The organism is Candidatus Manganitrophus noduliformans (assembly GCF_012184425.1).
In the GTDB taxonomy this organism is placed as follows: domain Bacteria; phylum Nitrospirota; class Nitrospiria; order SBBL01; family Manganitrophaceae; genus Manganitrophus; species Manganitrophus noduliformans.
Window position 1 is genome coordinate 1,347,645 of sequence record NZ_VTOW01000001.1, and the last position, 23,028, is coordinate 1,370,672.

Genomic DNA, 23,028 nt, shown 5'->3' on the forward strand with positions numbered 1-23,028 from the left:
TGCGCGTCACTTTTATTCCAGTGAGTTAAGAAGCGATGAAGTTCACTCAGGAGAGATCGATGAGGAGATCGCGATGAAACAGAGGAAACCGGAAGGAGCAATCCTCATCGGAGAGGATCACCCTGATACTCTCCAGATCTTAAAAGTGGTTCTTGAGTCGGAGGGATACCGGGTCGACACCGTTTCCGACAGCGAAACCGTTTTGGCGAAAGCGACCCGCAATAAGCCGCTGCTTATTCTGCTCGATATGATGTTGCCTAAAATCGGCGGCGTGGAGGTTTGTCGTCGGCTGAAACACGATCTTTCCACCGCGCATATCCCGGTGGTCATTATTACGGCGAAATCGGACCACGAGGCGAGGGCCGGGGCGATGGCGGCGGGAGCGGATGCATACGTGCTGAAGCCGTTTGATCCAGCCGACCTTGTCGAAAGGGTGAATAAGATCTTCGACCGGATCGCTCTTGCTCCGCTGCCTCAATCTACTTAAATCGTTGACAACTTTTTTGCATCTATACTATACTGAAAGCCAATCCTACAGCGGTTCTGGCGGCTGCCGGCAACCCTGAGCCGCCTTCTTCGTTATCATGCCCAGCTCTCCTCATGTAGTGCGGATTTTTGACGTAGGATATCCCGTCATCTCCGAGGTCGAATGCAGGTTGTTGTCAACGGAACCCGGCAAGACGTCCCGCCGGGCATGAATCTTTCCCAGCTTCTTGATCGACTCAAGGTACAGCCGGAGCGTGTTGCAGTCGAAGTAAATTTGAAGATCATTCATCGTCAGCGGTACAATCAGGTCCCATTAAATGAAGGAGACCAGATTGAGATCATCGGTTTTGTGGGAGGGGGAAGTTCATGCCGATAGACCGACCTTTGGTCGTAGGAAATCACGAGTTCCGATCCCGTCTGATCGTGGGGACCGGGAAATATGCCTCTTTTGAAGAGACCAAAAAGGCGATCGAGGCCTCGGGAGCCGATTGCGTGACCGTCGCGGTGCGGCGTGTCAATATCATCGACCGTTCCCAGGAAAATCTGCTCGATTACATCGATCCGAAGGTCTATAAAATCCTTCCCAATACGGCGGGCTGTTATACAGCCGAGGAAGCGGTTCGGACAGCGCGGCTGGCGCGTTCTGCCGGTATCTCCGACATGGTCAAATTGGAAGTGATCGGCGACCCGAAGACCCTTTTCCCCGACAATGAGGCGCTCCTGGAAGCGACCCGAATTCTCGTGAAGGAAGGATTCACCGTCCTTCCTTACACCAACGACGATCCGATTATGGCGAAGAAACTTCAAGAGGCGGGGGCGGCGGTGGTCATGCCGCTGGCGGCTCCCATCGGATCGGGTCTGGGGGTCCGGAACCCTTACAATATCAGAATCATCTTGGAAACGATCTCCGTCCCAATCATTGTGGATGCAGGCGTCGGAACCGCTTCAGACGCCGCGATCGCAATGGAATTGGGCTGCGACGGTGTTTTGATGAACACGGCGATCGCCGGCGCGGAGAATCCGATCCAAATGGCTGAAGCGATGAATTACGCTGTTCGTGCCGGACGACTCGCCTATCTGGCAGGGAGAATTCCGAAAAAACTCTATGCTCAAGCGAGCAGTCCTGTTGAAGGGATGATCGAGTAAGCTCTCTCCTCTCTTGCGGCGTACCCTGTTTTGATCCAGCATTGAAATTGGTATGCCTTCAATCGACTTTAAAGTCTACCTGATCAGTGATCGCACAAAAACGCTCGGCCGTCCCTTGTCCCAGGTCATCGGAGAGGCGGGCCGCGCGGGCATCGCGGCGGTTCAGTTCCGAGAAAAAGATCTCACGCTTCGGGAGCAGTTCGAATTCGCCTCGGAGATTCGCTCTGCCGCCAAGCAGCACAAGATGCAGTTTTTTGTGAATGATCGAGTCGATCTCTGCCTGGCCCTCGATGCGGAAGGGGTGCATCTTCCTTCCTCGGGCTTTCCGGTGACCGTTGCGAGAGAGATTCTGGGAGGGAGCAAATTGATCGGCGTCTCTTGTCACTCCATGGAGGAGGTTCAGCGGGCGGAGTGGGAAGGGGCTGATTTCGCCCTCCTGGGGCCGGTGTATGACACCCCTTCGAAACGTGCTTACGGTCTTCCTCTCGGAATCGACGTTTTTAAAAAGGTGCGGCGGTCCGCCGCGATTCCACTTTTTGCGATCGGCGGCGTGGATCGCTCAAAACTAAAAGAGGTGATCGATGCGGGGGCCGATGGAGTCGCTGTGATCTCGGCGATTCTCTCTTCGCCCGACGTATATCGAGAGTGTCGACTGCTGATGGACGAGATGAAGCGGCTGCAAGGTGTGTAAGCTTATGCACATTGTGCGAGAAGCTTTGCTCGTTGGTCGGTTCTCTGCCAAATTCATGTCGCAAATGTGTCTCAGTCGCGTGCTTGTTGCCCCGAATCTCCCTCGTATAGTTGACCGTCCCAGGAAGAGATGATAAAATTAGCTCCTGAGAGAAGAGGGATCTAACCTTCATCATCTCGGAGTGTGAGAGGAGCATTGATGGGTGAATCAAAAAAGAACCAGGGGAAGTCAAATCCATTCAAAAATACGATGAAAAAACTCTCTGAACAATTCGGCGGCGGCGACTCGGAAACCAAGATCATCGAGTACGAGCGGGAAATAGAGAAACTTCTCGTTCAAGTGGCCTCGATGGAGCAAGAGTTGAAGGAGCTTCGCCAGTCGCGCACTCAGCTGGAGCAGGCCTTCAAGCAAAATGAAAAGCTTGCGGCGACCCTCGTCGAAGCAAAAAATCAGATCGAGGCGCTGAAGAAAGAAGTCGAAAAGCTGACGACCCCTCCCTCCAGCTATGCCATTTTCTCCGGCGCGAACGAGGACGGCACCGTGAACGTCTTCGTCGCCGGGCGGAAGATGAAGGTGAATATCCATCCGAACATTTCGATCCGGGATCTGAAGAAAGGACAACAGGTTCTGCTGAACGAAGCGCTCAACGCCATCGAGGCGTGCGAGTTCGACGTTCAGGGAGAGGTTGTCCGGATCAAGGACCTTCTCGAGAACCATCGCGCGATCGTCACGCTCCGAGCCGAAGAGGAGCGCGTGGTCGAATTAGCCGATCCGTTGATGCGGGAGCGGTTGTCGGTCGGCGATCATCTCCTCTATGATGTTCGCTCCGGCTATGTTTTGGAGAAACTTCCGAAATCGGAGATCGAAGAGGTCGTTTTGGAAGAGATTCCCGATGTAACCTATGATCACATCGGCGGACTCGAAGAACAGATTGAATTGGTGAGAGACGCCGTGGAGCTCCCTTTCCTCCACCCGGAAGTCTTTGCCGAGCATAAGCTGCTTCCTCCGAAGGGGATTTTGCTCTATGGCCCTCCCGGATGCGGTAAAACGCTGATCGCTAAAGCGGTGGCCGCCTCTATCGCTCGGAAGTTGGGAGATCGTTCCGGAAGAGAGATGCGAAGCTTCTTCCTTCACGTCAAAGGTCCTGAGCTTTTGAATAAATATGTCGGGGAGAGCGAGCGCCAAATCCGGGAGGTCTTCAAAAAAGCGAAAGAGCGCGCCGAGGCAGGGCACCCGGTGATTGTCTTCTTCGACGAAATGGACGCGCTCTTCCGGACCCGGGGAAGCGGCATCTCTTCGGATATGGAGGCGACGATCGTTCCGCAATTCTTGTCGGAAATCGATGGGGTCGAGCGCCTTCGCAATGTGATCGTCATCGGAGCAAGCAATCGGCAAGATCTACTCGACCCGGCGATCCTTCGGGCGGGGCGGCTTGACATTAAAATTAAAATCGAGCGGCCCGATAAAAAGGCGGCCGTCAAGATCTTCCATAAATACTTGACCCGGGACCTTCCCTATCATCCGGAAGAGCTCGAACGCAACGAGGGCGATTCAGTCAAGGTCGCCGAGCGGCTTATCCACGAGTCCGTTGAAGAGATGTACAGCGTCCGCGAGGAGAACAAATTCCTTGAGGTCACCTATGCGAACGGCGAGAAAGAGACCTTCTTCTTCAAAGATTTCTCGAGCGGCGCGATGATTGAAGGGGTCGTTTCCCGGGCGAAGAAACATGCCATCAAGCGGATGCTTGAGTCCGGCGTGAAAGGGTTGAAGCAGGAAGATCTGATCCGCGCGATCAAAGATGAATTTAAGGAGAACGAGGATCTTCCAAACACGACGAACCCGGATGATTGGGCGAAAATCGCCGGAAGAAAGAGTGAAAAGATCATCCACGTTCGCACGATGGCTGGAAGAGCGACCGCCGACGCCAAAAAGATTGAAACCGTGACGACAGGACACTATCTATGACCGGCTGAGAGCAGCTAGCTATCGGAGGCCTCTGATCGATGAAGAGAATATTGGGCACAGAGACGGAGTTTGGAATCGCCTCCAAAAATTCTGAATCAATAGATCCTGTTTCAAATTCCATTTTTTTAATCAACAGCTACCCTTACCTCCCCTCCTCGTCTGCGTTTTGGGATTACGAGAATGAGAATCCCCTGCTCGACGCGCGCGGTTTCGAAGCCGACGGCGAACGCGAGCGGCCCGGCCCGGAATATAACCGTCTCCTCAACAAGCTTTTACCGAATGGCGGGCGGCTCTATGTCGACGGGGCGCATCCGGAATACTCAACCCCCGAGTGCACCAATGCCAGAGATCTGGTCGCTTTCGAAAAGGCGGGCGAGCGCATTTTGGAAACCTGCCTCGAGATGGCAAGCCGCTTGAAACCGGGTGAGAGTCGTTTCTCGATTTACAAAAATAACACGGACAGCAAGGGGAACAGTTACGGCTACCATGAAAACTACCTGGTGTCGCGGGAAGTCCCCTTCGAGAAGATCGTGGCACAGTTGACCCCCTTTTTTGTGACGCGACAGGTGTTCGCGGGGGCGGGGAAGGTCGGCTCCGAAAACAAAACCGAGTCGGCCGCTTATCAGATTTCGCAACGGGCGGACTTCTTCGAGGTCTGGGTCGACCTGAATACCATGGTCAAGCGGCCGATCATCAATACGCGCGATGAGCCGCATGCCGATACCGCTCGTTTCCGGCGGCTGCATGTCATCGTCGGCGATGCCAACATGTCGGAGTTTACCACCTATCTTAAGGTCGGCACCGCTGCGCTGGTGCTCGCCATGATCGAAGAGGGGCGGGAAGTGCAAGGGGTCGAACTTGAGAACCCGGTCCGATCGATTAAAGAGATCTCTCGCGATTTGACCCTGAAGAAAAAAATGAAGCTCTTGCGGGGGGAGGAATGGAGCGCGATTGAAATTCAGAGGGCCTACCTGGAGCAGGCGGAGGTCCACTTCGCCAAGAGCGACGATCCGGTGACCCACGATCTTCTTGAAAAATGGCGGATGGTGCTCGATAAGCTGCAAGAAGATCCGATGCAGCTTTCAAGGCATATTGATTGGGTGATTAAAAAAGAGCTCATTGAATCCTATATGCAGCGGAAAGGATGTGATTGGAGAGATCCGCGCGTGTCGATGATGGATCTTCAATATCACGATGTGACGCAGGGCAAAGGATTGTACTACGCGCTCGAGCGGGGCAATTATGTCGAGCGGATTGTTTCGGAAAACACCATTTCCGATGCCCAGAACAATCCGCCCGAGGATACACGCGCTTACTTTCGCGGGAGCTGCCTCAAAAAGTTTCCGAAAGAGGTCTACGCGGCGAGCTGGAGCTCCATCTTATTTGATACCGGAAACAACAGTATTAAAAGAGTTCCACTGATGGACCCTCTCAAAGGGAGTCGCGCCCTGGTGGGGCCTTTGTTGGACGGGGCCAGAACCATCGAGGAATTGCTCGCCATTATCGCAACATAAGGGGGTTTCAATGGCTAAGCAGGACAAGAAAAGAGAGAAGAAGAAGGAGTCGGACAAGAAAGAGGAGGCGGTTGCGGCCAACCCGGAGGTTGTCGATAAGGGAAAAAAGATCAAGGAAGACCTGGATAAGCTCATGGATGAAATCGACGATGTTTTGGAGGAAAACGCAGAAGAGTTTGTTAAAAATTATGTTCAAAAGGGAGGAGAATAGTGACCGAGTTCCGATTCCACGACCCGGGTTCCAGCTTCTATCAGTTACTCACCTCGCAACATCCTCAACTTCTACCCTCGCTTCCAGGAATTCTTCCTTCTGAAAAAAAAGATCTCTCTCAGATGGTTCCCCATGGAACGACCGTCCTGGCCTTGCGTTATGCGGACGGAATCGTCATGGCCGGCGACCGAATGGCGACGGAAGGTTATGCCGTCTCGGAGCGCCGCATCGAGAAGGTGCATAATGCGGACAAATATTCGGCCATCGCGATTGCCGGCGCGGCCGGTCCCTGTCTGGAGATGACCCGTCTCTTCCGGATTGAATTGGAACACTATGAGAAGCTGGAAGGGGCCGAGCTCTCCATGGACGGCAAGGCGAATAAACTTGCGCAGATGATCAAGGGAAATCTCCCGATGGCCGTACAGGGGCTGGTCGTGATTCCGATCTACGCAGGATATGACGCCAGACGCGGGGTCGGCCGAATCTTTAAATATGATATCGCGGGAGGGCAGTACGAAGAGATAGAATACTACGCCATCGGCTCGGGCGGGAGAGACGCTCGGGGAACGTTGAAAAAAATTTATAAGGAAGATCTCGACCAGGAGAGAGCGATTCAAGTCGCGCTGGAGGCGTTGTATGATGCGGCGGAGGCGGATGTCGCCACAGGAGGACCCGATCTCATCCGTGGAATTTTCCCCACGATGAAAGTGATCAACGCACAAGGCATTACCGATATTCCGGATGAAAAGATAAAAGGGCTTCTAGAGCGGATGATGCAGCGACAAGGGGGAGGATAAGCGGTGGCAATGCCATATTATGTTTCACCTGAACAGGTGATGCAGGACAAGGCGGAGTACGCCAAGAAGGGAATTTCCAGGGGCAGATCGATCATTGCGATGGAATATGACAAGGGAATTCTTCTTGTTGCGGATAATCCGAGCTCATTGAGCAAGATCTCGGAGATCTACGACAAAATCGCTTTTGCGGGAGCGGGGAAATACAGCGAGTTCGAGAATTTGAGAAAAGCCGGCATCCGGCACGCCGACATGAAGGGTTATCTTTACAGCCGGGACGATGTCACCGGCAAGTCGCTGGCCAACTCCTACTCACAGTCGCTCGGAACGATTTTCAGCCAAGAGCTGAAACCGCTGGAGGTAGAGATCTTGGTGGTAGAGGTCGGCAGCGCGACGGAAGAAAATGAAATGTATCGGATCTCGTTCGACGGCAGTATTTTTGATGAGACGGGGTTTACCGCCATCGGAGGAAAATCGGAAGCGCTCATTACGTATCTTAAAAGCCGGTACAATCTTTCTCCTTTAAAAGATGCCTTACGGCTCTCTGTCGATGCGCTCGAAGCGGGGTATAACCAGACTACGACGCCGGAAGGCTTGGAGGTGGCGGTTTTAGATCGAGATCGCACCGGCCGGACATTCCAGCGGCTTGGCACAAAAGAGTTAACGGAGTATCTACGCAAATAAAGTTTTAGGTAAAATGAAAAATAGAATCTTTGGTCTTGAAAACGAATACGGATTGATCTTTTCTCCCAACGGAAAAGTGTATCTTCCGATGGAGAAGATTTTGGGTTATATCTTCGAGGGACTCATTCCAAACAGCTGGCCGTCGAATGCCTTCTTGGTGAACGGCGCCCGTTTCTATCAAGACACCGGTTGTCATCCGGAATATTCAACCCCAGAATGCGATAATGTTTTCGATCTGGTTGTTCACGATAAGGCAGGGGAGCGCCTCCTGGAATCGTGTCTTCCCATCGCGGAAAAACGGTTGAAAGAAGAAGGCCTCTCCGGGGAAATCTACATCTTCAAAAACAATACGGATTCGATGGGGAACACCTACGGCTGTCATGAAAACTATCTCATGCGCCGCGATCTTGATTTCTGGAAGGTGACAGAACAGTTGATTCCCTTCTTCGTCACCCGGCAGATTTACAGCGGTTCGGGAAAGGTCCTCAAGGTCTCCGGGAAGAGCCACTACTTCATCTCGCAGCGCGCCCAACATATCCATGAGAAGACCTCTTCTTCCACCACCTCTTCCAGAAGCATCATCAATACACGCGATGAGCCGCATGCCGACGCGGAAAAATACCGGCGGCTTCATATCATCGTCGGCGACTCCAACATGTCGGAGTACGCCACCTATTTGAAGGTCGGAACGACGGCGCTGGTCCTCTCTATGATTGAAGAAGGGTTCAATGTGGTGGGGTTGGAGCTGGAAGATCCGGTTAAGGCGATGAGGGAGATCTCCCGCGATCTGACGATGAAAAAACGGGTTCGTCTGGAAGGGGGAAAAGAAATGACCGCCATCGAGATTCAGCGGATTTATCTCGAGAAGGCCAAGGAGTATGTCGCCTCGGAAGACGAAGACGAGGTCAGCTACGATATCCTGGAGCGGTGGGAATATGTCCTCAATGAGCTTGAAGAAGATCCCAACCGTCTCTCCCGTGAGTTGGATTGGGTGATCAAGAAGGAGTTGATCGGCTCTTATATGGAGCGGAAGGGATGCGGCTGGGATGATGCCCGTGTGGCGATGATGGATCTGCAATATCACGACGTCAATCAGAACCGGGGCCTCTACTCGCTTCTATGCCGGCAAGATATGGTCGAGCGGATTGCAACCGAGGAAGATATCCAAAGAGCGATTCAGACCCCACCGCAGACGACCCGGGCGAAGGTCCGTGGCGATTTCATCCGGTTTGCCAAAGAAAAAAACCGCTCTTACACCGTCGATTGGACGTATCTCAAATTGAATGGATACTGGGAAGAGACCATCCTCTGCATGGATCCTTTTTGCTCCGCCAACCAACGTGTGAAGGAACTCATTGCCGCCGCAGCGCCTCCTAAATAGTCCGGTCCGGACGATTGCTTTTATAATCCTTTTCCTTTTATTTCTCTCGATGCCCCTCCAAGCGCAGGAAACGGCCGCGCCGATTCAGGTGAAGCAGGGCGAGATCGCCCTGATCACGCTGACACTCGAGTCGGACATCCCCTCCGTCGTCGGAAAATTTTTGGACCAACCGATCCCTTTTTTCAGGAAAAATACGGATGAATATGCCGCGATGATCGGGATCGATCTCGATCAGCCGGTCGGCTTGCAGCCCCTGACGGTCACGTGGCAGAAGGGGGAAACGACCGTCCGCCGGGAGATTGCAATCGAAGTGGTCTCCGCCGCATTCGCCACCCAATCGTTGAAGCTTCCGAAGGGGATGGTCGATTTGGATCCCCCCACCCTCGCACGGGTGCAAAAGGAGCAGGCGCGAATGAAGGAGATCTTCGACAAGAGCGCCGATCAGAAGTTGTGGGAAGCGGCCTTTATTGTTCCGACCGAAGGAAAGGTGGCGGGAACCTTCGGCCTCCGCCGGATTATGAACGGCCAGCCGAGAAACCCTCACACCGGGGAAGATATCGGCGCTCCGCTCGGCGCGCCGGTCTTGGCATCGAACGGGGGGAAGGTGATCCTCGTCGGCGATTTTTACTTTAACGGGCATTCGGTCATTATCGATCATGGTCTCGGTCTTTTTAGCATGTATTTTCACCTCTCGGAGACAACGGTCAAAGAGGGGGAGACCGTGATAAAGGGACAAGCGATCGGGTCGGTAGGGCAATCGGGTCGGGCGACCGGTCCCCATCTTCACTGGGGAGTGCGGCTCAACGGGGCGCGCGTGAATCCTTTCTCTTTGATAGAGAAGAAACTCGGCTGATTCAAAAGATCGTGAATCGTTATTCGTTAAACGTGAATGTGAACCATTCTCTTTTTTATTTTGCGATTCACGAATAACGATATTTTCGGGGTTTTGATGCTGGAAAACGGTATTCCTGAAAACCATCCTTTACGTCTTCATTTCCTTATCCTCACCGAAAAGAGCTTCCAACAGACATTGAATTGGTCCGATCCGCTCGTCACCGACTATATCTCGAATCTTCTTCTCTATTTCACCCGGACCGATTGTCTTTATGCCATTCGAAACAGCCGAGGAAATCGGATCGATACCGTCGCCGAGATGTTGATGGAAGGGGATATCCTGCTCCGGGCCCGGACCATTGAGCGGGAGTGGGAGGTTCACCGACATATCGGCGATTATACCCTCTTCATGAGCGGTCTCTTCCCGGAGTATCTGAAGCGGTTGAAGTCCGGGAAGAAGATCGAACATCCGGACTTCCTGATCGATTATGTGCGGGTCGGGAAGAAGTCGTACCGGCGGGCGGCCGAGTTCAACTATGGCCGATTTAAAGAATGGACCCCCCTTTACCGGAAACTGGCCGAGCACTTTGAGATCTGTATCGCAGGATTAGGTTTGATTCGTGAGGAGTTGGATCGTTCCAGAGAATGGCAGTCCAAAAAACAAATCCTAAGCTGAGACATGGAGAAAAGAGGGAAGAAACGGGTCCTGAAGCGGCTGTCGGTCCGATTTGGCACTCAAAAGCCGGACCACACTGCGTTTACCCATGATCTTTCCTCAACCGGTATTTTTCTCAAAACGACCACCGTTTTCTCGCCGAATACAAGACTTCAAATCGAGTTGACCCTGCCCGATGATAAGGTGATCCATGTGCGCGGCATCGTCATGTGGGCGAAGCGGATTCCCCCTGCCTTCAACAGAGTCATTCAAAAACATGGAATGGGGATTCATCTTCTCGACATTCCGGATGAATACAAGAGGCTGATCGAGCGTCTGCATCTCTAGCCTTCTTATTCGGAGAGAGCGGGCTATTCTGTTCTTTTCTGGGGATAAGGAGGGACGAGATGGGTCATGCGAAGGATTTTAAAGGAGTTCTTCCTTTACATTGATCGCCGCCTTCTCGCGAAGGGCGAGGGTATAGGCGCTCAACGCTCTTTGCTTTTTCTGAAAGAGCAGGTCGGAGGCGGCCCGGTCCGGGTCGGGGTTGGCGGGGTTGCTCTTTTTTGCGTCTTCTTCCTCGGAAGGGGTCAGCGCGACCGATTCCTTCACGATCGTTTTCACTTTTTCAATCAATAATTCCTCCCGATGTTGCCGTTCGAAGCCTTCGGGGGTATAATGTTCTCTGGCGAGAACGAGACGGTAAACCGCCGGATCGAATTTGCCCTCTTTCTGGAAGCCGGGAAGCTCGGTGATCGATCGCTTGAGTTCCTCATCGCTCACCACGAGCTTCATCCGACGCGCCTCCTGCAGCCAAAGTTTTCGGTCGACAAGCTCATCGATCACCCGTTTTCGGAGGTCTTTATCGTCGAATTTATCCTGAAAGACCTCCCGGTAGAAGTCGGACGCGTTTTTGTAGGCGCGCTGATACTCTTCAATGGAAACGGAAGCGCGGTCGACTTTGGCGATGGCGTTGTCTTCGGTCTGCTCGAAGCCCCACCATCCCATGGTGGCGGTGAACACGACGGCGAGTCCGATCATGACGAGCCGGAAGAACCAGGGATTTTCGATGGCCCCTTTACGAATGACCTTTAGCAAATGATCCTCCTTTTTGCGGAAGTTAGGATAACATCAGTCGATGGAAAAAGCAACCCCGCCGGCCGCGCGGCGGCGACATTTTTCTTCAACATTTTTTATTTTTTGATGTATAATGGCATCTATTTTATGATCGGACGAAAGGTCCTTGTGTTGACGGAGCTGGGTGAGGAGGTAGCAGGTTCTTGGGTCTATCCTAAAGCGAGTGTCCTCCATCGGTTTATCGCTAAATTCCTCGATTTACTGGTTGTCGCCGCGATTTATGAAATACCGTTTCGAATCAGCTTTCTGGCAGGCCTCTCCTACCTTTTGATCGCAGACGGTTTTGGCGAAGGGAGAAGCCTCGGGAAACAGCTGATCGGTCTTCAGATCATTACCCCTGCAACGCGAAAAAAAGCTTCCTTCAAGGAATCGATTATCCGCAATTTCCCGCTGGCGACTGCCTATTTACTTTTTTACCTTCCATACATCGGTTGGCTGTTCTCATTGATGGTCATCGGTTTTGAAGCGTTGTTGATGATCGGCAATCCGAAAGGGTTGCGGGTTGGGGACGAATTGGCGAAGACGCAGGTGCTCGATCACGCTGTATTCGAATCTTTAGAAAAATAATGAGGGGATGATGGGACTGACAAGCAGCATCTTGGGGTGGTTTTCAAACGACTTGGCCATCGATCTGGGGACGGCCAACACGCTGGTCTATGTGAGGGGGAAGGGGATCGTCATCAACGAGCCGTCGGTGGTGGCGATCGAGCGAAAATCGGGAAAGGTCGTCGCGATCGGGGCGGAGGCGAAAAAGATGTTGGGGCGCACCCCCGGAAACATCGTCGCCATCCGGCCGATGAAAGACGGCGTGATCGCCGATTTCGAAATCGCCGAGAAGATGCTGAATCACTTCATCAAGAAGGCTCACAATCGGAACACTTTCGTCCGCCCCCGGGTGATCATCGGGGTTCCTTCGCGGGTCACGCAGGTGGAGCAGCGGGCGGTGCGGGACTCCGCGGAGCTGGCGGGGGCGCGCGAGGTTTATCTGATCGAGCAGCCGATCGCCGCCGCCATCGGCGCGGGGCTTCCGATCGCGGAGCCGTCCGGAAATATGGTCGTTGACATCGGCGGCGGGACGACCGACATCGCCGTCATCTCTTTGGCCGGCATCGTTTACTCGGAATCGGTGAAGGTGGCGGGGGACAAGATGGACGACGCCATCGTCAACTACATCAAGCGAAAGTATAATCTTCTCATCGGAGATCACATGGCCGAGCAGATCAAATTTGAGATCGGCTCCGCCTATCCGCTGGAAGAGAAGAAGACCTATATGATCAAAGGGCGGGATTTGATCTCCGGAATTCCGAAGACGCTGGTGATCGACGACGGGGAGATCCGGGAGGCACTTGCCGAGCCGATCTCCGCCATCGTCAATGCGATCAAGGTCGCCTTGGAGAACACCCCCCCGGAGTTGGCGGGGGATATTATCGATCGCGGGATCGTTTTGACCGGGGGAGGATCGCTTTTGCGGGGGATGGATATCCGCCTTCGCGAAGAAACAAACCTCCCGATCATCACCGTCGACAATCCGCTCAATACCGTGGCGCTCGGAACGGGAAAGGCGCTCGATCAGCTGAGTCTCCTCCGACGGATTTCAATCGCCTCGCAATAATTTAGAAGCGGGGCGTTTTTATCCAGAAAAGCGCGTTTTTTAGGAGGTTTTCAATCGCACAGCTAGGTCAGCGGATGCTTCGCCGCCGAAATATCTATAAACGTTTCCTCATTCTCTCTTTTATCCTCGGTCTGACGATCGTCTTTATCTCCCCCGAGCTTCAAAAAAGGCCGTTGCGATGGGTGGAAGTCCCGATCGGAGGGGCGGTCTACTACGTCCAGCAGGGAACCCATGCCGTGCTCGAGGGGATCAGCGGGGTCTGGTACGGCTATATCAACCTGATTCACGTCCAGCGGGAGAACCAACAGCTTCGCGAGGAGATCGGACGGCTCCGGGGGGAGAACAATCTATTAGAAGAGGAGGGAGCCCTCGCCGAGCGGCTTCAGGCAATCCTCGATTACAAACAAAGCGCTCCCTTCAACCTGATCGTAGCCTCTGTCATCGGTCGTGAGCCGAGCCATTGGTATCAGACTGTCATCGTCAACAAGGGGGAGGCGGAGGGAGTCAAGGTCGATATGGGGGTCATCACCCCGGAAGGGGTCGTCGGGAAGGTGATCAAGACCGGACCGCGCCATGCGCAGGTCCTCCTCATGACTGACCGGAACAGCGCCGTCGCAGCGATCGTGCAGCGGACCCGGGATGAAGGAATCGTTCAGGGAATCGAGGAGGGGGCCGTTCGACTGAAGTACCTTCCCCATTTCTCGGAGGTGGTGGTCGGAGATGTTCTCGTCACCTCGGGGCTCGAAGGAAGTTTCGCGAAGGGGCTCAAGATCGGGGAGATTGAGAAAGTGGAAAAGCGGGAGCATGAGCTCTTTCTTCAGGTGAAGGTGACTCCTCAAATTAATTTCTCGAACCTTGAAGAAGTTCTGATCATCACTTCAACCGACGAGAGAGATGGATGAAGTGGTTTTTCCGAATCACGATCTTTCTTCTCCTGATTCCGGTTCAGACCCTTCTTTTGGAGAAGATTCAGATCGCGGGGGTCAAGCCCGATCTCGCTTTGATCTTGGTTTATTGTTTTAGTTGGGCCAGAGGAGAAATTCATGGTCTGCTTTGGGGAGTCGCCCTGGGAGGGCTGGTCGATCTTTTTTCCATCGGCCTCCTCGGCGTGAATTTTATCCTGAAAACAACGACCGGTCTTGCGATTGGAATATTGGGAAGATCTTTTTTGAATCTCTCCCTGCTTTGGAATGTGCTGATCTTCTTTTTTATTTCGCTTTTGCACGACTTCCTCGGAACCCTTTTGGTGGAAGGAATGAGAGAGGGGGGCCTCTTCCTGCTGGCTCAACCCGATATGGTTGGAAGAGCCCTCTATAATTCCCTTTTTGCAGTCGGGCTTCTATTCCTCTTCTCGAAGAGAAGCGGTGAGAAAGGATCATTCGATCATGCGGGAGTCCTATTTTCCGCAGGAGGAAACACGAGATCTACAGAGTAGGATCTATTGGCTATTCGGCCTGATCGTCCTGGCGCTCTGCGGCCTTCTGCTTCGAGCGTGGTATTTGCAGGTTGTCAAGGGGAAGTTCTACTACGAGCTCTCTGAAAACAATCGGATTCGGGTGGTAGAGACCCCCCCTCCCCGCGGCCTGATCTACGACCGGAACGGCGCCCTCCTGGTGAATAATGTCCCCAGCTTCAACCTCTACGTCGTTCTCGGCGACATGCCGGATCAGACGGCGGCTCTCTCGCGTCTGGCCGACCTCATTGCGATGCCTCAGGAAGAAATCGTGCGAAGGGTCACTTTTAAAAAGGAGGACCCTTTCTTTCCGATTAAAATTAAAGACGACCTGACTATGAAAGAGGTGGCCATGATCGAGGGCCATGGACTTGATCTGCCCGGCGTGAAGATTGAAGCCGAATTCAAGCGAAATGCCATCCATGGAAACCTGGCCGCCCACCTCCTCGGCTACGTCGGCGAAATCACGCAGGCGCAGCTTGAATCGGGAAGTTATCAGGACCTTAAACGGGGGGGGATCATCGGCCAGTACGGCATCGAACAGACTTTTGACGCGGTCATCCGCGGAATCCCCGGCCAGAAACGGATCGAGGTCGACGCCCTCGGCCATGAGATTCGCGTTCTGGAGGTGAATGAGCCGCAGCGGGGGAACGATGTTTTTCTGACGTTGGATCTCAATGTCCAAAAGGTGGCGGAAGAGGCGTTGGGCGGTCGAAACGGAGCGATCGTGGCGATGGATCCGAAGAACGGCGAGGTCCTCGCCATGGTCAGCCATCCGGCGTTTAATCCCAATCTCCTCTCTCAGGGGGCTTCGTCCGAGGCATGGGAAGCCATTCTGAAGGATGAGGGGCGTCCTTTGACGAACCGGGTGATTCAAGGACAATATCCGCCCGGATCGACCTTTAAGATCGTGATGGGCGCCGCTCTCCTTGAAACGAAAGAGGCCTCTCCCGCGAGCCGGGTTGAATGCCGCGGATTTCTCCATTTTGGGAATCGAAACTTCAGAGATTGGAAAAGGGGAGGGCACGGGACGGTCGATCTTCACAAAGCGATGGTCGAATCGTGCGACGTCTATTTCTATGAAATGGGAAATCGCCTCGGCGTCGATAACATTGCCAAGTTCTCTCATCTCTTCGGTCTGGGGCGCCCCACCGGGATTGAGCTTGCCTCAGAAAAGGGGGGATTGATTCCAAGCACCGAGTGGAAACGGCAGGCCCGCAAGGAGCCGTGGTATCCGGGAGAGACCCTCTCCGTTTCAATCGGACAGGGCTATGTGTCGACGACGCCGCTCCAACTCGCGATGATGACCAATGTGGTGGCGAACAAGGGGGTTTCTCATCCCCCCCAGCTTCTTAAGAAAATACGAAATCAAGAGACCGGATCGATTGAGGAGATCCCGACCGCGGAAGGAAAACGAATCCCCATCTCGCCGGAGACGTTCCGGGTCCTGCATGCCTCTTTGGCCGGCGTCGTCTCCGACCCGCAAGGGACGGCCAACGGGTCGAAGTCTCAGTTTGTATCGATCGGCGGGAAGACCGGAACGGCGCAGGTGATCGGAATGAAGGGGGGGGCGCACGGAAAACTACCCGATAAGTTCAACGATCACGCCTGGTTCGTTGCGTTCGCGCCGGTGGAGAATCCGAAGATTTCCGTCGTTGTATTGGTCGAGAATGGCGGCCACGGCGGTTCGACAGCGGCGCCGATCTCCAAAAAGTTGATCGAGGCCTATCTCGGTATTGCCCCTCCGTTGGAGCCGATCACCGTTAAAAGCCCGGCGCCCCCTCCGAGTGCCGTTCCAAGCGAGGGTTAAGTGAGCCGATCGGTAAGGGTTGTAAAATGATTGATCGAAGAAGCATTGCCGGCTACGACTGGCTTCTCTTTGTCGTTGTGATTCTTATTTTGGGGATCGGCGTCGTCTCGATATACAGCGTCACGTCCGCCTCCGAGGCTCGCTCGCCGCTCTACATGAAGCAGATTTACTGGATCATTCTCGGGTGGGTCGTCTTCCTGGTGATGGCCTGGATCGACTACCATGAAATCGCCCGATTCGCTTACCCGATTTATGCGGTGACCTTGCTCCTTTTGGTCTTGGTTCTCTTTATCGGCCGGACCGCGCTGGGAGCGCAGCGGTGGCTCTCGTTCGGTTTTTTTAACATGCAGCCATCGGAGCTGGCGAAAATCAGCCTCTTACTGGTCTCGGCGAAATATTTCTCGGACTACTTTCCAAAAAAAGGGCTGAACCTCCGCCAGCTGCTGGTTCCGGGGGGATTGGTCCTTTTGCCGGTGCTCCTCATCCTGAAACAGCCCGATCTTGGGACCTCCCTGGCGATTTCGTCGGTTTTCTTCAGCATGGTCTTAGTGATCGGGTTGCGCTCCAAGTTCCTGATCTATTTCTCCCTCATGTCTCTGATGATGTTCCCTTTCTTATGGCAGTTTTTCTGGAATCGTCTAAGGGGTTATCAGCGGGAACGCCTTCTGACGTTCGTCGATCCGACCAACGATCCGACCGGAACCGGCTATCATATCATCCAGTCGAAGATTGCGATCGGGTCGGGGGGACTTTTTGGAAAGGGGCTCTTCGGCGGGACCCAGAGTCAATTGAAGTTTCTTCCGGAGAGCCACACCGACTTCATCTTCTCGGTTTTTTCCGAGGAGTGGGGCTTCGTTGGAATTTTCGTTTTTTTCATGCTCTTCTTCTTTTTGCTCCTTTGGGGGGTTGAGATCGCTTACAAGGCCAAAGATGTGCTCGGGTCGCTCCTGGCGGTCGGGATCATCGGTCTGATTTCGTTTTATTTCCTGGTAAACGTCGGGATGACGTTGGGGGTCATGCCGGTGGTCGGGGTTCCGCTCCCGCTGGTCAGTTACGGGGGAACCTCCATGGTCACCACCATGGGTTTGCTTGGGCTTCTTTTCAATGTTAAACTGAGACGATTTATGTTATTTTACTGATTCATGGGGAAACTCGGCGTTTCGTTCCCGGTTGGGACGATGCACGAGCAGACCCCCTACGCATTGAGGATTCTTATGTCAATTGAGATTGTGATCAATTCCACCCGCGAAGAGACGCGGGTCGCCCTTCTCGAAAATAAAATTGTCACCGAGCTCTATTTCGACCGGAAAAAAGACCGCGGCATCGTCGGCAACGTTTACAAGGGGAAGGTCGTCAAGGTCCTGCCGGGAATGCAGGCCGCCTTTGTCGATATCGCCACTGAGAAAGCCGCCTTCCTCTACGTCGCCGATGTCATGACCAACATGGACGATTACGGCCATATGATGGAAGAGGCCGAGGAGGTCGAAGAAGAGCCGCTGGAGTTCGAAGAGACATCCGAAGCGACGCAGGTCCCGGTCATGACGCGGCCGAAGAAGGGCTCTTCCCAGACGATTGAAGATCTCCTCCAGGAGGGGCAGGAGGTGGTGGTCCAGGTCTCCAAGGAACCGATCGGGACGAAGGGTCCGCGGGTGACCACCTACATTTCCCTTCCCGGACGCTACCTCGTCTACATGCCGACGGTCAACCATGTCGGGGTTTCCCGCCGGATCGGCCGAGAGGACGAGCGCCATCGTCTGAAAGACATGATTCTCCGGCTGAGAAAACCGGGGGCCGGATACATCGTTCGAACCGTGAGCGACGGCATCACCGAAGAGGAGTTCAAACAGGATATCGAATTCCTGGAGGTGGTTTGGCAGAACATTCTCAAGAAGCGGGATAAATTGCCGGCGCCGGCGTTGCTTCATACCGACCTGGACCTGGTCTTCAGAACGGTTCGAGACCTCTTTACAAAAGATGTCGACAAGCTGACCATCGATTCCAAGCCCGAATATGAACGGATCAAAGAGTTCGTCGGCACCTATCTTCCGAGTTTTCTCCCCCGTGTGGAGCTCTGGGATAAGGATGAGCCGGTTTACGACGCCTACGGTCTTGAGATGGAAATCTCCAAGGCGAAGAACCGGCGGGTCTGGCTGAAATCGGGAGGATACATCGTCATCGATCATGCTGAAGCGCTGACGGTGATCGACGTCAACACCGGCCGATTCGTCGGGAAACGCGACCTGGAAGAGACGATTTTGAAGACCAACCTGGAGGCGGTGAAGGAGATCGCCTACCAGCTGCGTCTTCGGAACATCGGCGGGATCATCATTATCGATTTCATCGATATGGAAAAGGAGAAGAACCGCGAGAAGGTCTTCAATGCCCTCCACGACGCGGTCAGCACCGACAAGGCCCGAACCCATCTCTTGAAGATCTCCGAGCTCGGCCTGGTGCAAATGTCCCGTGAGCGGACCCGCGAGGACATCTTGCGGATCCTTTGCGAGCCCTGCCCGTATTGCGAGGGGAGAGGCTATACCAAGTCTCCCACCACCATCTGTTACGAGATCTTCCGTGAGATCCGCCGGATCGGCTCCTCCCCCCGGGACAAAAAGATCATCATCGGGGTGCACCCGACCGTCGCCAATCTGCTCTACGATGAAGAGCGGCATGGAGTGGAGGAGTTGGAGCGGGAGTATCATAAGAAAATCATCATCAAGGCCGACTCCAATCTCCATATCGAACAGTATGATATTGTGACCCTCTGATTCCTACGTGACTCATAACCAAAAGGGTGGGATGCCTTCGCGTTCCCACCCTTTTTATCTCCTCGTCATAAGGATTTACCCTGCCGGTTTCGATACTTGCCTGCATATTTCGGGATCCTGTTTGCACACTTTCCTCATCGTTCTTCGAATCTCTTTTTTAAATCCTGCTAAATCAGGCGAATAAAGAGACGGTCCTCTTATTGCAATTTTTGTCTCCCACCGAAGCGCCGAAACGGCCTCGGGTTATTGGGGGCCTTCCTATTGATTCAAAAGATGCAATTCCAGCCACTGCTGTTGTTCGTTCTCCTGCTCCTTGCCGCGTGCGGCAGCGGAGGAGGGGGGGAGATTGGGGCTCCGACCGTTTCAGAAACGACTCCTCCGAACCAGGCGACGAATGTCGGGGTTGATTCTCATATCACCGCCAAGTTTTCTTCATCGATCGATCCGGTTACGGTGAATGACAAGACCTTCATCGTGATCGATATGACCGGAACAGTCGACTATCGCGATAAAACAGCAATTTTTACCCCTTCCTCCCCCTTCGAGAGAGGAAGGCGGTACAACGCGATCCTTACCACCGGGATCAAAGACCTCGACGGCATTCCCCTTCCATCCAACTTCACCTGGGCCTTTGAAACGGAGGGTGGTCTCGATACAACCCCTCCTTCGATCGAGGCGACCGTTCCAAGGGACCAAGCGACCGGGGTATCCTCCACCTCTTCGATTCGGATCGTCTTCTCGGAGTCGATCGATTCCGCCAGCATTCATGAAGGGACTTTTTTCGTGAATGGAGGGGTCACGGGGACCTATCGTTATGACGAGCCGAATCGAACGGCGATATTAACCCCTTCACGACCGCTTTCTTCCTCGACCGTGATCACGGTCACTGTGACAAGAGGTGTGACCGATCTGGCTGGAAATCCATTGGAGAGCGACTTTACCTGGTCTTTTACGACCGCCTCCGGCTCCGACCGGACCCCTCCCAGCATTGTTACGAAAACCCCCGGCGAGAACGCCCAGAACGTTTCGGTCAACAGCAACATCTCGGCGACTTTCGATGAGGATATCGATCCGGCGTCGCTCCAGTCTCATTTTATTTTGACGGGACCCTCCGGAGAGGAGATTCCGGTCCGCCTTTCGTATAATGTCGGATCGAACACGGCGACCCTTGATCCGGAGGCCGATCTGGCGTTCGACACGAGGTATCAGGTCTTTGTAGGGAGAGGGGTCAGAGATTTGAGCGGCAATGCCGCCTCTTCGGATGTCAGCTGGTTTTTCACCACCGGCCGGGCCCCTGATATTACTCTTCCCGTGTTGACCGAACAGCAACCGGGAGGAGACGGCGTGCCGGTCAGAAGCTTGATTACGGTCACTTTCAGTGAACCGATCAAACCTGAAACATTGAACGGAAACTTTATCGTCAGCAGCAATCAAGGGAGCCTCCCAGGCCAAATCAACTACGATGCCCGCTCCCTCCTGGCGATCTTCAACCCCTCCGGGCCGAGGCTGGAGTATGACACCACTTATACCGTTCTTCTCACGCAGGGAATTGAAGATCTCGCCGGGAACCGGCTCGCGCAGGTCAGCTGGACATTCACCACAATCGATCCTCCGCGGGTGACCGGGATGTCTCCCGCCGGGCAGGGGGTCTCGACCAATCCCCCCCCCGTTATTCAGGCGGTTTTTTCTCGCGAGATGAATCAGAGCAGCATCACTCAGAGCAGCTTTCAGGTTGTCCGTGTCGACCCGTTCACCCAACAGGGGGTCACCGTTCCCGGGTTGATTTCCTATGCCAATGCGATTGCGACCTTTACCCCGAGCGTTCCTCTTTCGGACAACACCCTTTACCGGGTGACCGTCACGACGGGGGTCGAGGATGCCGACGAAAACCCGCTCCCGGCCGAAGTAACCTGGACCTTTCAAACGGCGGCCCCGCCCGATCCGGCGCCGCGGGTCGCTTCGACGGCGCCGGCCGATGGAACCGTCGACGTCTCGGTGAATATTTCGAGTCTCTCCGCTCAATTTATGCGGCCGATCGATCCTTCGAGCCTTCTGGGTCAATTTGAAGTCCGGGAGACGAACGGGGTCTGCTGTCTGCCGAGGAGAATAGAATATGACGCCGGCCGGCAACGGGCGATGTTGGTCTTCACCGGAGGACCGCTGGCATACAATACCTCCTATACGGCGGTGCTCGGGGCGGGGATTCGATCCACCTCCGGGACGCCGATGGGGAGTGACTTTGTCTGGACCTTTACCACCGAGGCGGCCCCTGATACTACACCCCCTTCGGTGACGGGGGGAGATCCCCCCGACGGCGCTCGCGACGTTCCGGCGACCGATCTCTCCGGGCAGCCGTTTCAGATTCGCGTCGATTTCAGCGAGCCGATCCTCTCTTCTACGGTGACCGCCGCAACGTTTGTCGTGAGGAGAGTCGAGTCGGAGTTCGATAAACCGGAAATCTCCGGCACCCGTCGAACGGAATCATCCTCTCTCTTTTTCGTCCCTTCCTTTCCTTACGATCCCGGAAAGACGTATGAGGTGATCCTGACCACCGGGATCACCGATTTGGCCGGAAACCCCCTTCCATCCGATGTTGTTCGGTCGCTCACGACGGCGCCGTAAAAGTTTCCAGGTCCTGGGAGGGGCGCCGTTTTCCTTCCTAAAGACGCTTGCTTCCTATGCTCCTGAGTCGTTGACTTTGATCGCCTTTCATGAAGGCCGTCTCCTCCATGATCCCCCTTCGGCTTGACAGTCCCCCGATCTTCTGTATAATGAACCCCCATTTCCGGCGAGGGGGGATGGAACGCTATCGATCTTGGTTGGCCTTGAAGCGGGTGACCGGTGTTGGGAACGTCCTCTATCGGCGGCTGCTCGACAGATTCAAGACGCCCGACGCAGTCTTCGCCGCAGGTGAAGAGGCGCTTCAGACGGTGGCCGGGGTTTCCCTCGACCTTGCAAAGGCGATCTGCAGCTTTGCCGCGTTCGATCAGGTGGACCGTGAGATTGAGAAGCTCGATGCGTTGGGGGTGACGCTCCTCTCCCTTCAAGATCCCGATTATCCGCCGCTGCTTGCGGCGATCTATGATCCTCCCCCGTTTCTCTATGTGAAAGGAGACCCTCAAACCGCCAATCCCTATCCGGTGGCGGTGGTCGGGAGCCGGCGGGCGAGTCACTATGGGAAGACCGTGGCTGAACGGCTCAGCCGGGAGTTGGCGGAGCAGGGGGTGACGATCGTCAGCGGTTTTGCGAGAGGGATCGACGCGTTGGCCCATCACGCGGCGCTGGCGGCGGGGGCGAGAACGATCGCGGTCCTCGGCACGGGAATCGATCGGATCTATCCCCCCGAGCACCGTCGCCTCTATAAGGAAATATCGGAGCAGGGACTCATCCTTTCCGAATTCCCGCTGGGGGCCTTGCCGGAGGCGCACCACTTCCCTCAGCGAAACCGGGTGATCAGCGGGTTGTCGCTCGGCTGTCTTGTCGTCGAAGCGACCCTGGAGAGCGGATCGCTGATCACCGCCCGGTGTGCCCTCGATCAGGGAAGAGAGGTCTTCGCTGTTCCGGGATCGATCCTCTCCGAGACCACGGCAGGGACCCACCATCTGATCCGATCGGGGGCTAAACTGGTGGAACGGGTGGAAGATCTCTTGGAAGAGATTCTCCCTCAGGTAAGGAAGGTTCCAAGAGAATCGGCCTTTGCCCCTGTGCTGGAGGGTGAGGAAAAAAAGCTTTATGATCTCTTGGGTTTCGAGCCGAAGCACATCGATCAGCTGATCCATGAAAGCGCGCTGTCGACCGCTGCCGTCTCCGGTTTACTCCTGGCGTTGGAGCTGAGGGGAATCGCCCGCCAACTCACCGGAAAGTTTTATGTTAGAATATAGAAGAACAAA

General features: G+C 54.4%; 23 protein-coding genes. 22 read left to right on the forward strand and 1 reads right to left on the reverse strand.

What is annotated here, in order from left to right:
- Positions 1 to 73: 73 nt before the first annotated feature.
- The 13 genes from MNODULE_RS06735 to MNODULE_RS06795 all read left to right on the forward strand — a co-directional run bounded on the left by MNODULE_RS06735 (position 74) and on the right by MNODULE_RS06795 (position 10,709).
- Complete coding sequence (locus MNODULE_RS06735) at positions 74 to 487, forward strand: response regulator (protein ID WP_168058674.1); 414 nt, start codon at positions 74 to 76, stop codon at positions 485 to 487.
- Positions 488 to 649: 162 nt separating this feature from the next.
- A complete protein-coding gene (gene thiS / locus MNODULE_RS06740; RefSeq protein WP_168058675.1) occupies positions 650 to 862 on the forward strand; it encodes a sulfur carrier protein ThiS in 213 nt (70 codons plus the stop codon).
- On the forward strand, positions 853 to 1,632 hold the full coding sequence (locus MNODULE_RS06745) for a thiazole synthase (protein ID WP_168058676.1): 780 nt from the start codon (positions 853 to 855) through the stop codon (positions 1,630 to 1,632). The genes thiS and MNODULE_RS06745 overlap by 10 nt, the downstream gene beginning before the upstream one ends.
- Positions 1,633 to 1,684: 52 nt before the next feature.
- Positions 1,685 to 2,323 (forward strand): thiamine phosphate synthase, encoded by a 639-nt coding sequence (thiE, locus tag MNODULE_RS06750; RefSeq protein WP_168058677.1) that lies wholly within the window; start codon positions 1,685 to 1,687, stop codon positions 2,321 to 2,323.
- 249 nt (positions 2,324 to 2,572) lie between these two features.
- Complete coding sequence (gene arc, locus MNODULE_RS06755) at positions 2,573 to 4,288, forward strand: proteasome ATPase (RefSeq protein ID WP_168059236.1); 1,716 nt, start codon at positions 2,573 to 2,575, stop codon at positions 4,286 to 4,288.
- A 38-nt stretch (positions 4,289 to 4,326) separates the two neighbouring features.
- Positions 4,327 to 5,802: a depupylase/deamidase Dop gene (dop, locus tag MNODULE_RS06760; RefSeq protein WP_181070940.1), complete on the forward strand. Its 1,476-nt coding sequence runs from the start codon at positions 4,327 to 4,329 to the stop codon at positions 5,800 to 5,802.
- A gap of 10 nt (positions 5,803 to 5,812) precedes the next feature.
- The gene (locus tag MNODULE_RS06765; protein ID WP_168058678.1) at positions 5,813 to 6,013 is read left to right on the forward strand and encodes a ubiquitin-like protein Pup; all 201 of its coding nucleotides are present in this window, start codon (positions 5,813 to 5,815) and stop codon (positions 6,011 to 6,013) included.
- On the forward strand, positions 6,013 to 6,810 hold the full coding sequence (gene prcB / locus MNODULE_RS06770) for a proteasome subunit beta (protein ID WP_168058679.1): 798 nt from the start codon (positions 6,013 to 6,015) through the stop codon (positions 6,808 to 6,810). Before MNODULE_RS06765 ends, prcB begins: the two co-directional genes overlap by 1 nt.
- 9 nt (positions 6,811 to 6,819) lie before the next feature.
- Complete coding sequence (prcA, locus tag MNODULE_RS06775; RefSeq protein ID WP_181070995.1) at positions 6,820 to 7,491, forward strand: proteasome subunit alpha; 672 nt, start codon at positions 6,820 to 6,822, stop codon at positions 7,489 to 7,491.
- Positions 7,492 to 7,504: 13 nt separating this feature from the next.
- Positions 7,505 to 8,872: a Pup--protein ligase gene (pafA, locus tag MNODULE_RS06780; protein ID WP_168058681.1), complete on the forward strand. Its 1,368-nt coding sequence runs from the start codon at positions 7,505 to 7,507 to the stop codon at positions 8,870 to 8,872.
- A complete protein-coding gene (locus tag MNODULE_RS25030) occupies positions 8,847 to 9,725 on the forward strand; it encodes a M23 family metallopeptidase (RefSeq protein ID WP_168058682.1) in 879 nt (292 codons plus the stop codon). Before pafA ends, MNODULE_RS25030 begins: the two co-directional genes overlap by 26 nt.
- A 96-nt stretch (positions 9,726 to 9,821) precedes the next feature.
- Positions 9,822 to 10,382: a hypothetical protein gene (locus MNODULE_RS06790; RefSeq protein ID WP_168058683.1), complete on the forward strand. Its 561-nt coding sequence runs from the start codon at positions 9,822 to 9,824 to the stop codon at positions 10,380 to 10,382.
- A 3-nt stretch (positions 10,383 to 10,385) separates the two neighbouring features.
- On the forward strand, positions 10,386 to 10,709 hold the full coding sequence (locus MNODULE_RS06795) for a PilZ domain-containing protein (protein ID WP_168058684.1): 324 nt from the start codon (positions 10,386 to 10,388) through the stop codon (positions 10,707 to 10,709).
- Positions 10,710 to 10,787: 78 nt separating this feature from the next.
- Here the strand turns inward: MNODULE_RS06795 and MNODULE_RS06800 are convergent, their stop codons facing one another.
- Positions 10,788 to 11,459, reverse strand: coding sequence for a SurA N-terminal domain-containing protein (locus MNODULE_RS06800; protein WP_168058685.1), 672 nt, complete (start codon positions 11,457 to 11,459; stop codon positions 10,788 to 10,790).
- 126 nt (positions 11,460 to 11,585) lie between these two features.
- On the opposite strand from MNODULE_RS06800, the gene MNODULE_RS06805 reads away from it, so the two are divergent.
- The 9 genes from MNODULE_RS06805 (at position 11,586) to dprA (ending at position 23,019) form a co-directional block, all read left to right on the forward strand.
- Positions 11,586 to 12,065, forward strand: a complete 480-nt coding sequence (locus MNODULE_RS06805; protein WP_168058686.1) for an RDD family protein — start codon at positions 11,586 to 11,588, stop codon at positions 12,063 to 12,065.
- A 7-nt stretch (positions 12,066 to 12,072) separates the two neighbouring features.
- Entirely contained in the window at positions 12,073 to 13,110 is a 1,038-nt protein-coding gene (locus tag MNODULE_RS06810; protein ID WP_168058687.1) for a rod shape-determining protein, read from the forward strand.
- Between the two features lie 74 nt (positions 13,111 to 13,184).
- Positions 13,185 to 14,012, forward strand: coding sequence for a rod shape-determining protein MreC (gene mreC, locus MNODULE_RS06815; RefSeq protein ID WP_168058688.1), 828 nt, complete (start codon positions 13,185 to 13,187; stop codon positions 14,010 to 14,012).
- On the forward strand, positions 14,009 to 14,545 hold the full coding sequence (gene mreD, locus MNODULE_RS06820; protein ID WP_168058689.1) for a rod shape-determining protein MreD: 537 nt from the start codon (positions 14,009 to 14,011) through the stop codon (positions 14,543 to 14,545). Before mreC ends, mreD begins: the two co-directional genes overlap by 4 nt.
- Positions 14,475 to 16,373, forward strand: a complete 1,899-nt coding sequence (gene mrdA / locus MNODULE_RS06825; RefSeq protein WP_320412359.1) for a penicillin-binding protein 2 — start codon at positions 14,475 to 14,477, stop codon at positions 16,371 to 16,373. The genes mreD and mrdA overlap by 71 nt, the downstream gene beginning before the upstream one ends.
- 26 nt (positions 16,374 to 16,399) lie before the next feature.
- Complete coding sequence (gene rodA, locus MNODULE_RS06830; protein WP_168058691.1) at positions 16,400 to 17,512, forward strand: rod shape-determining protein RodA; 1,113 nt, start codon at positions 16,400 to 16,402, stop codon at positions 17,510 to 17,512.
- Between the two features lie 75 nt (positions 17,513 to 17,587).
- Complete coding sequence (locus MNODULE_RS06835; protein WP_168058692.1) at positions 17,588 to 19,138, forward strand: Rne/Rng family ribonuclease; 1,551 nt, start codon at positions 17,588 to 17,590, stop codon at positions 19,136 to 19,138.
- A gap of 273 nt (positions 19,139 to 19,411) precedes the next feature.
- Complete coding sequence (locus MNODULE_RS06840; protein WP_168058693.1) at positions 19,412 to 21,760, forward strand: Ig-like domain-containing domain; 2,349 nt, start codon at positions 19,412 to 19,414, stop codon at positions 21,758 to 21,760.
- Between the two features lie 176 nt (positions 21,761 to 21,936).
- Positions 21,937 to 23,019, forward strand: a complete 1,083-nt coding sequence (gene dprA / locus MNODULE_RS06845) for a DNA-processing protein DprA (protein ID WP_168058694.1) — start codon at positions 21,937 to 21,939, stop codon at positions 23,017 to 23,019.
- The last annotated feature ends 9 nt before the right edge of the window (positions 23,020 to 23,028 follow it).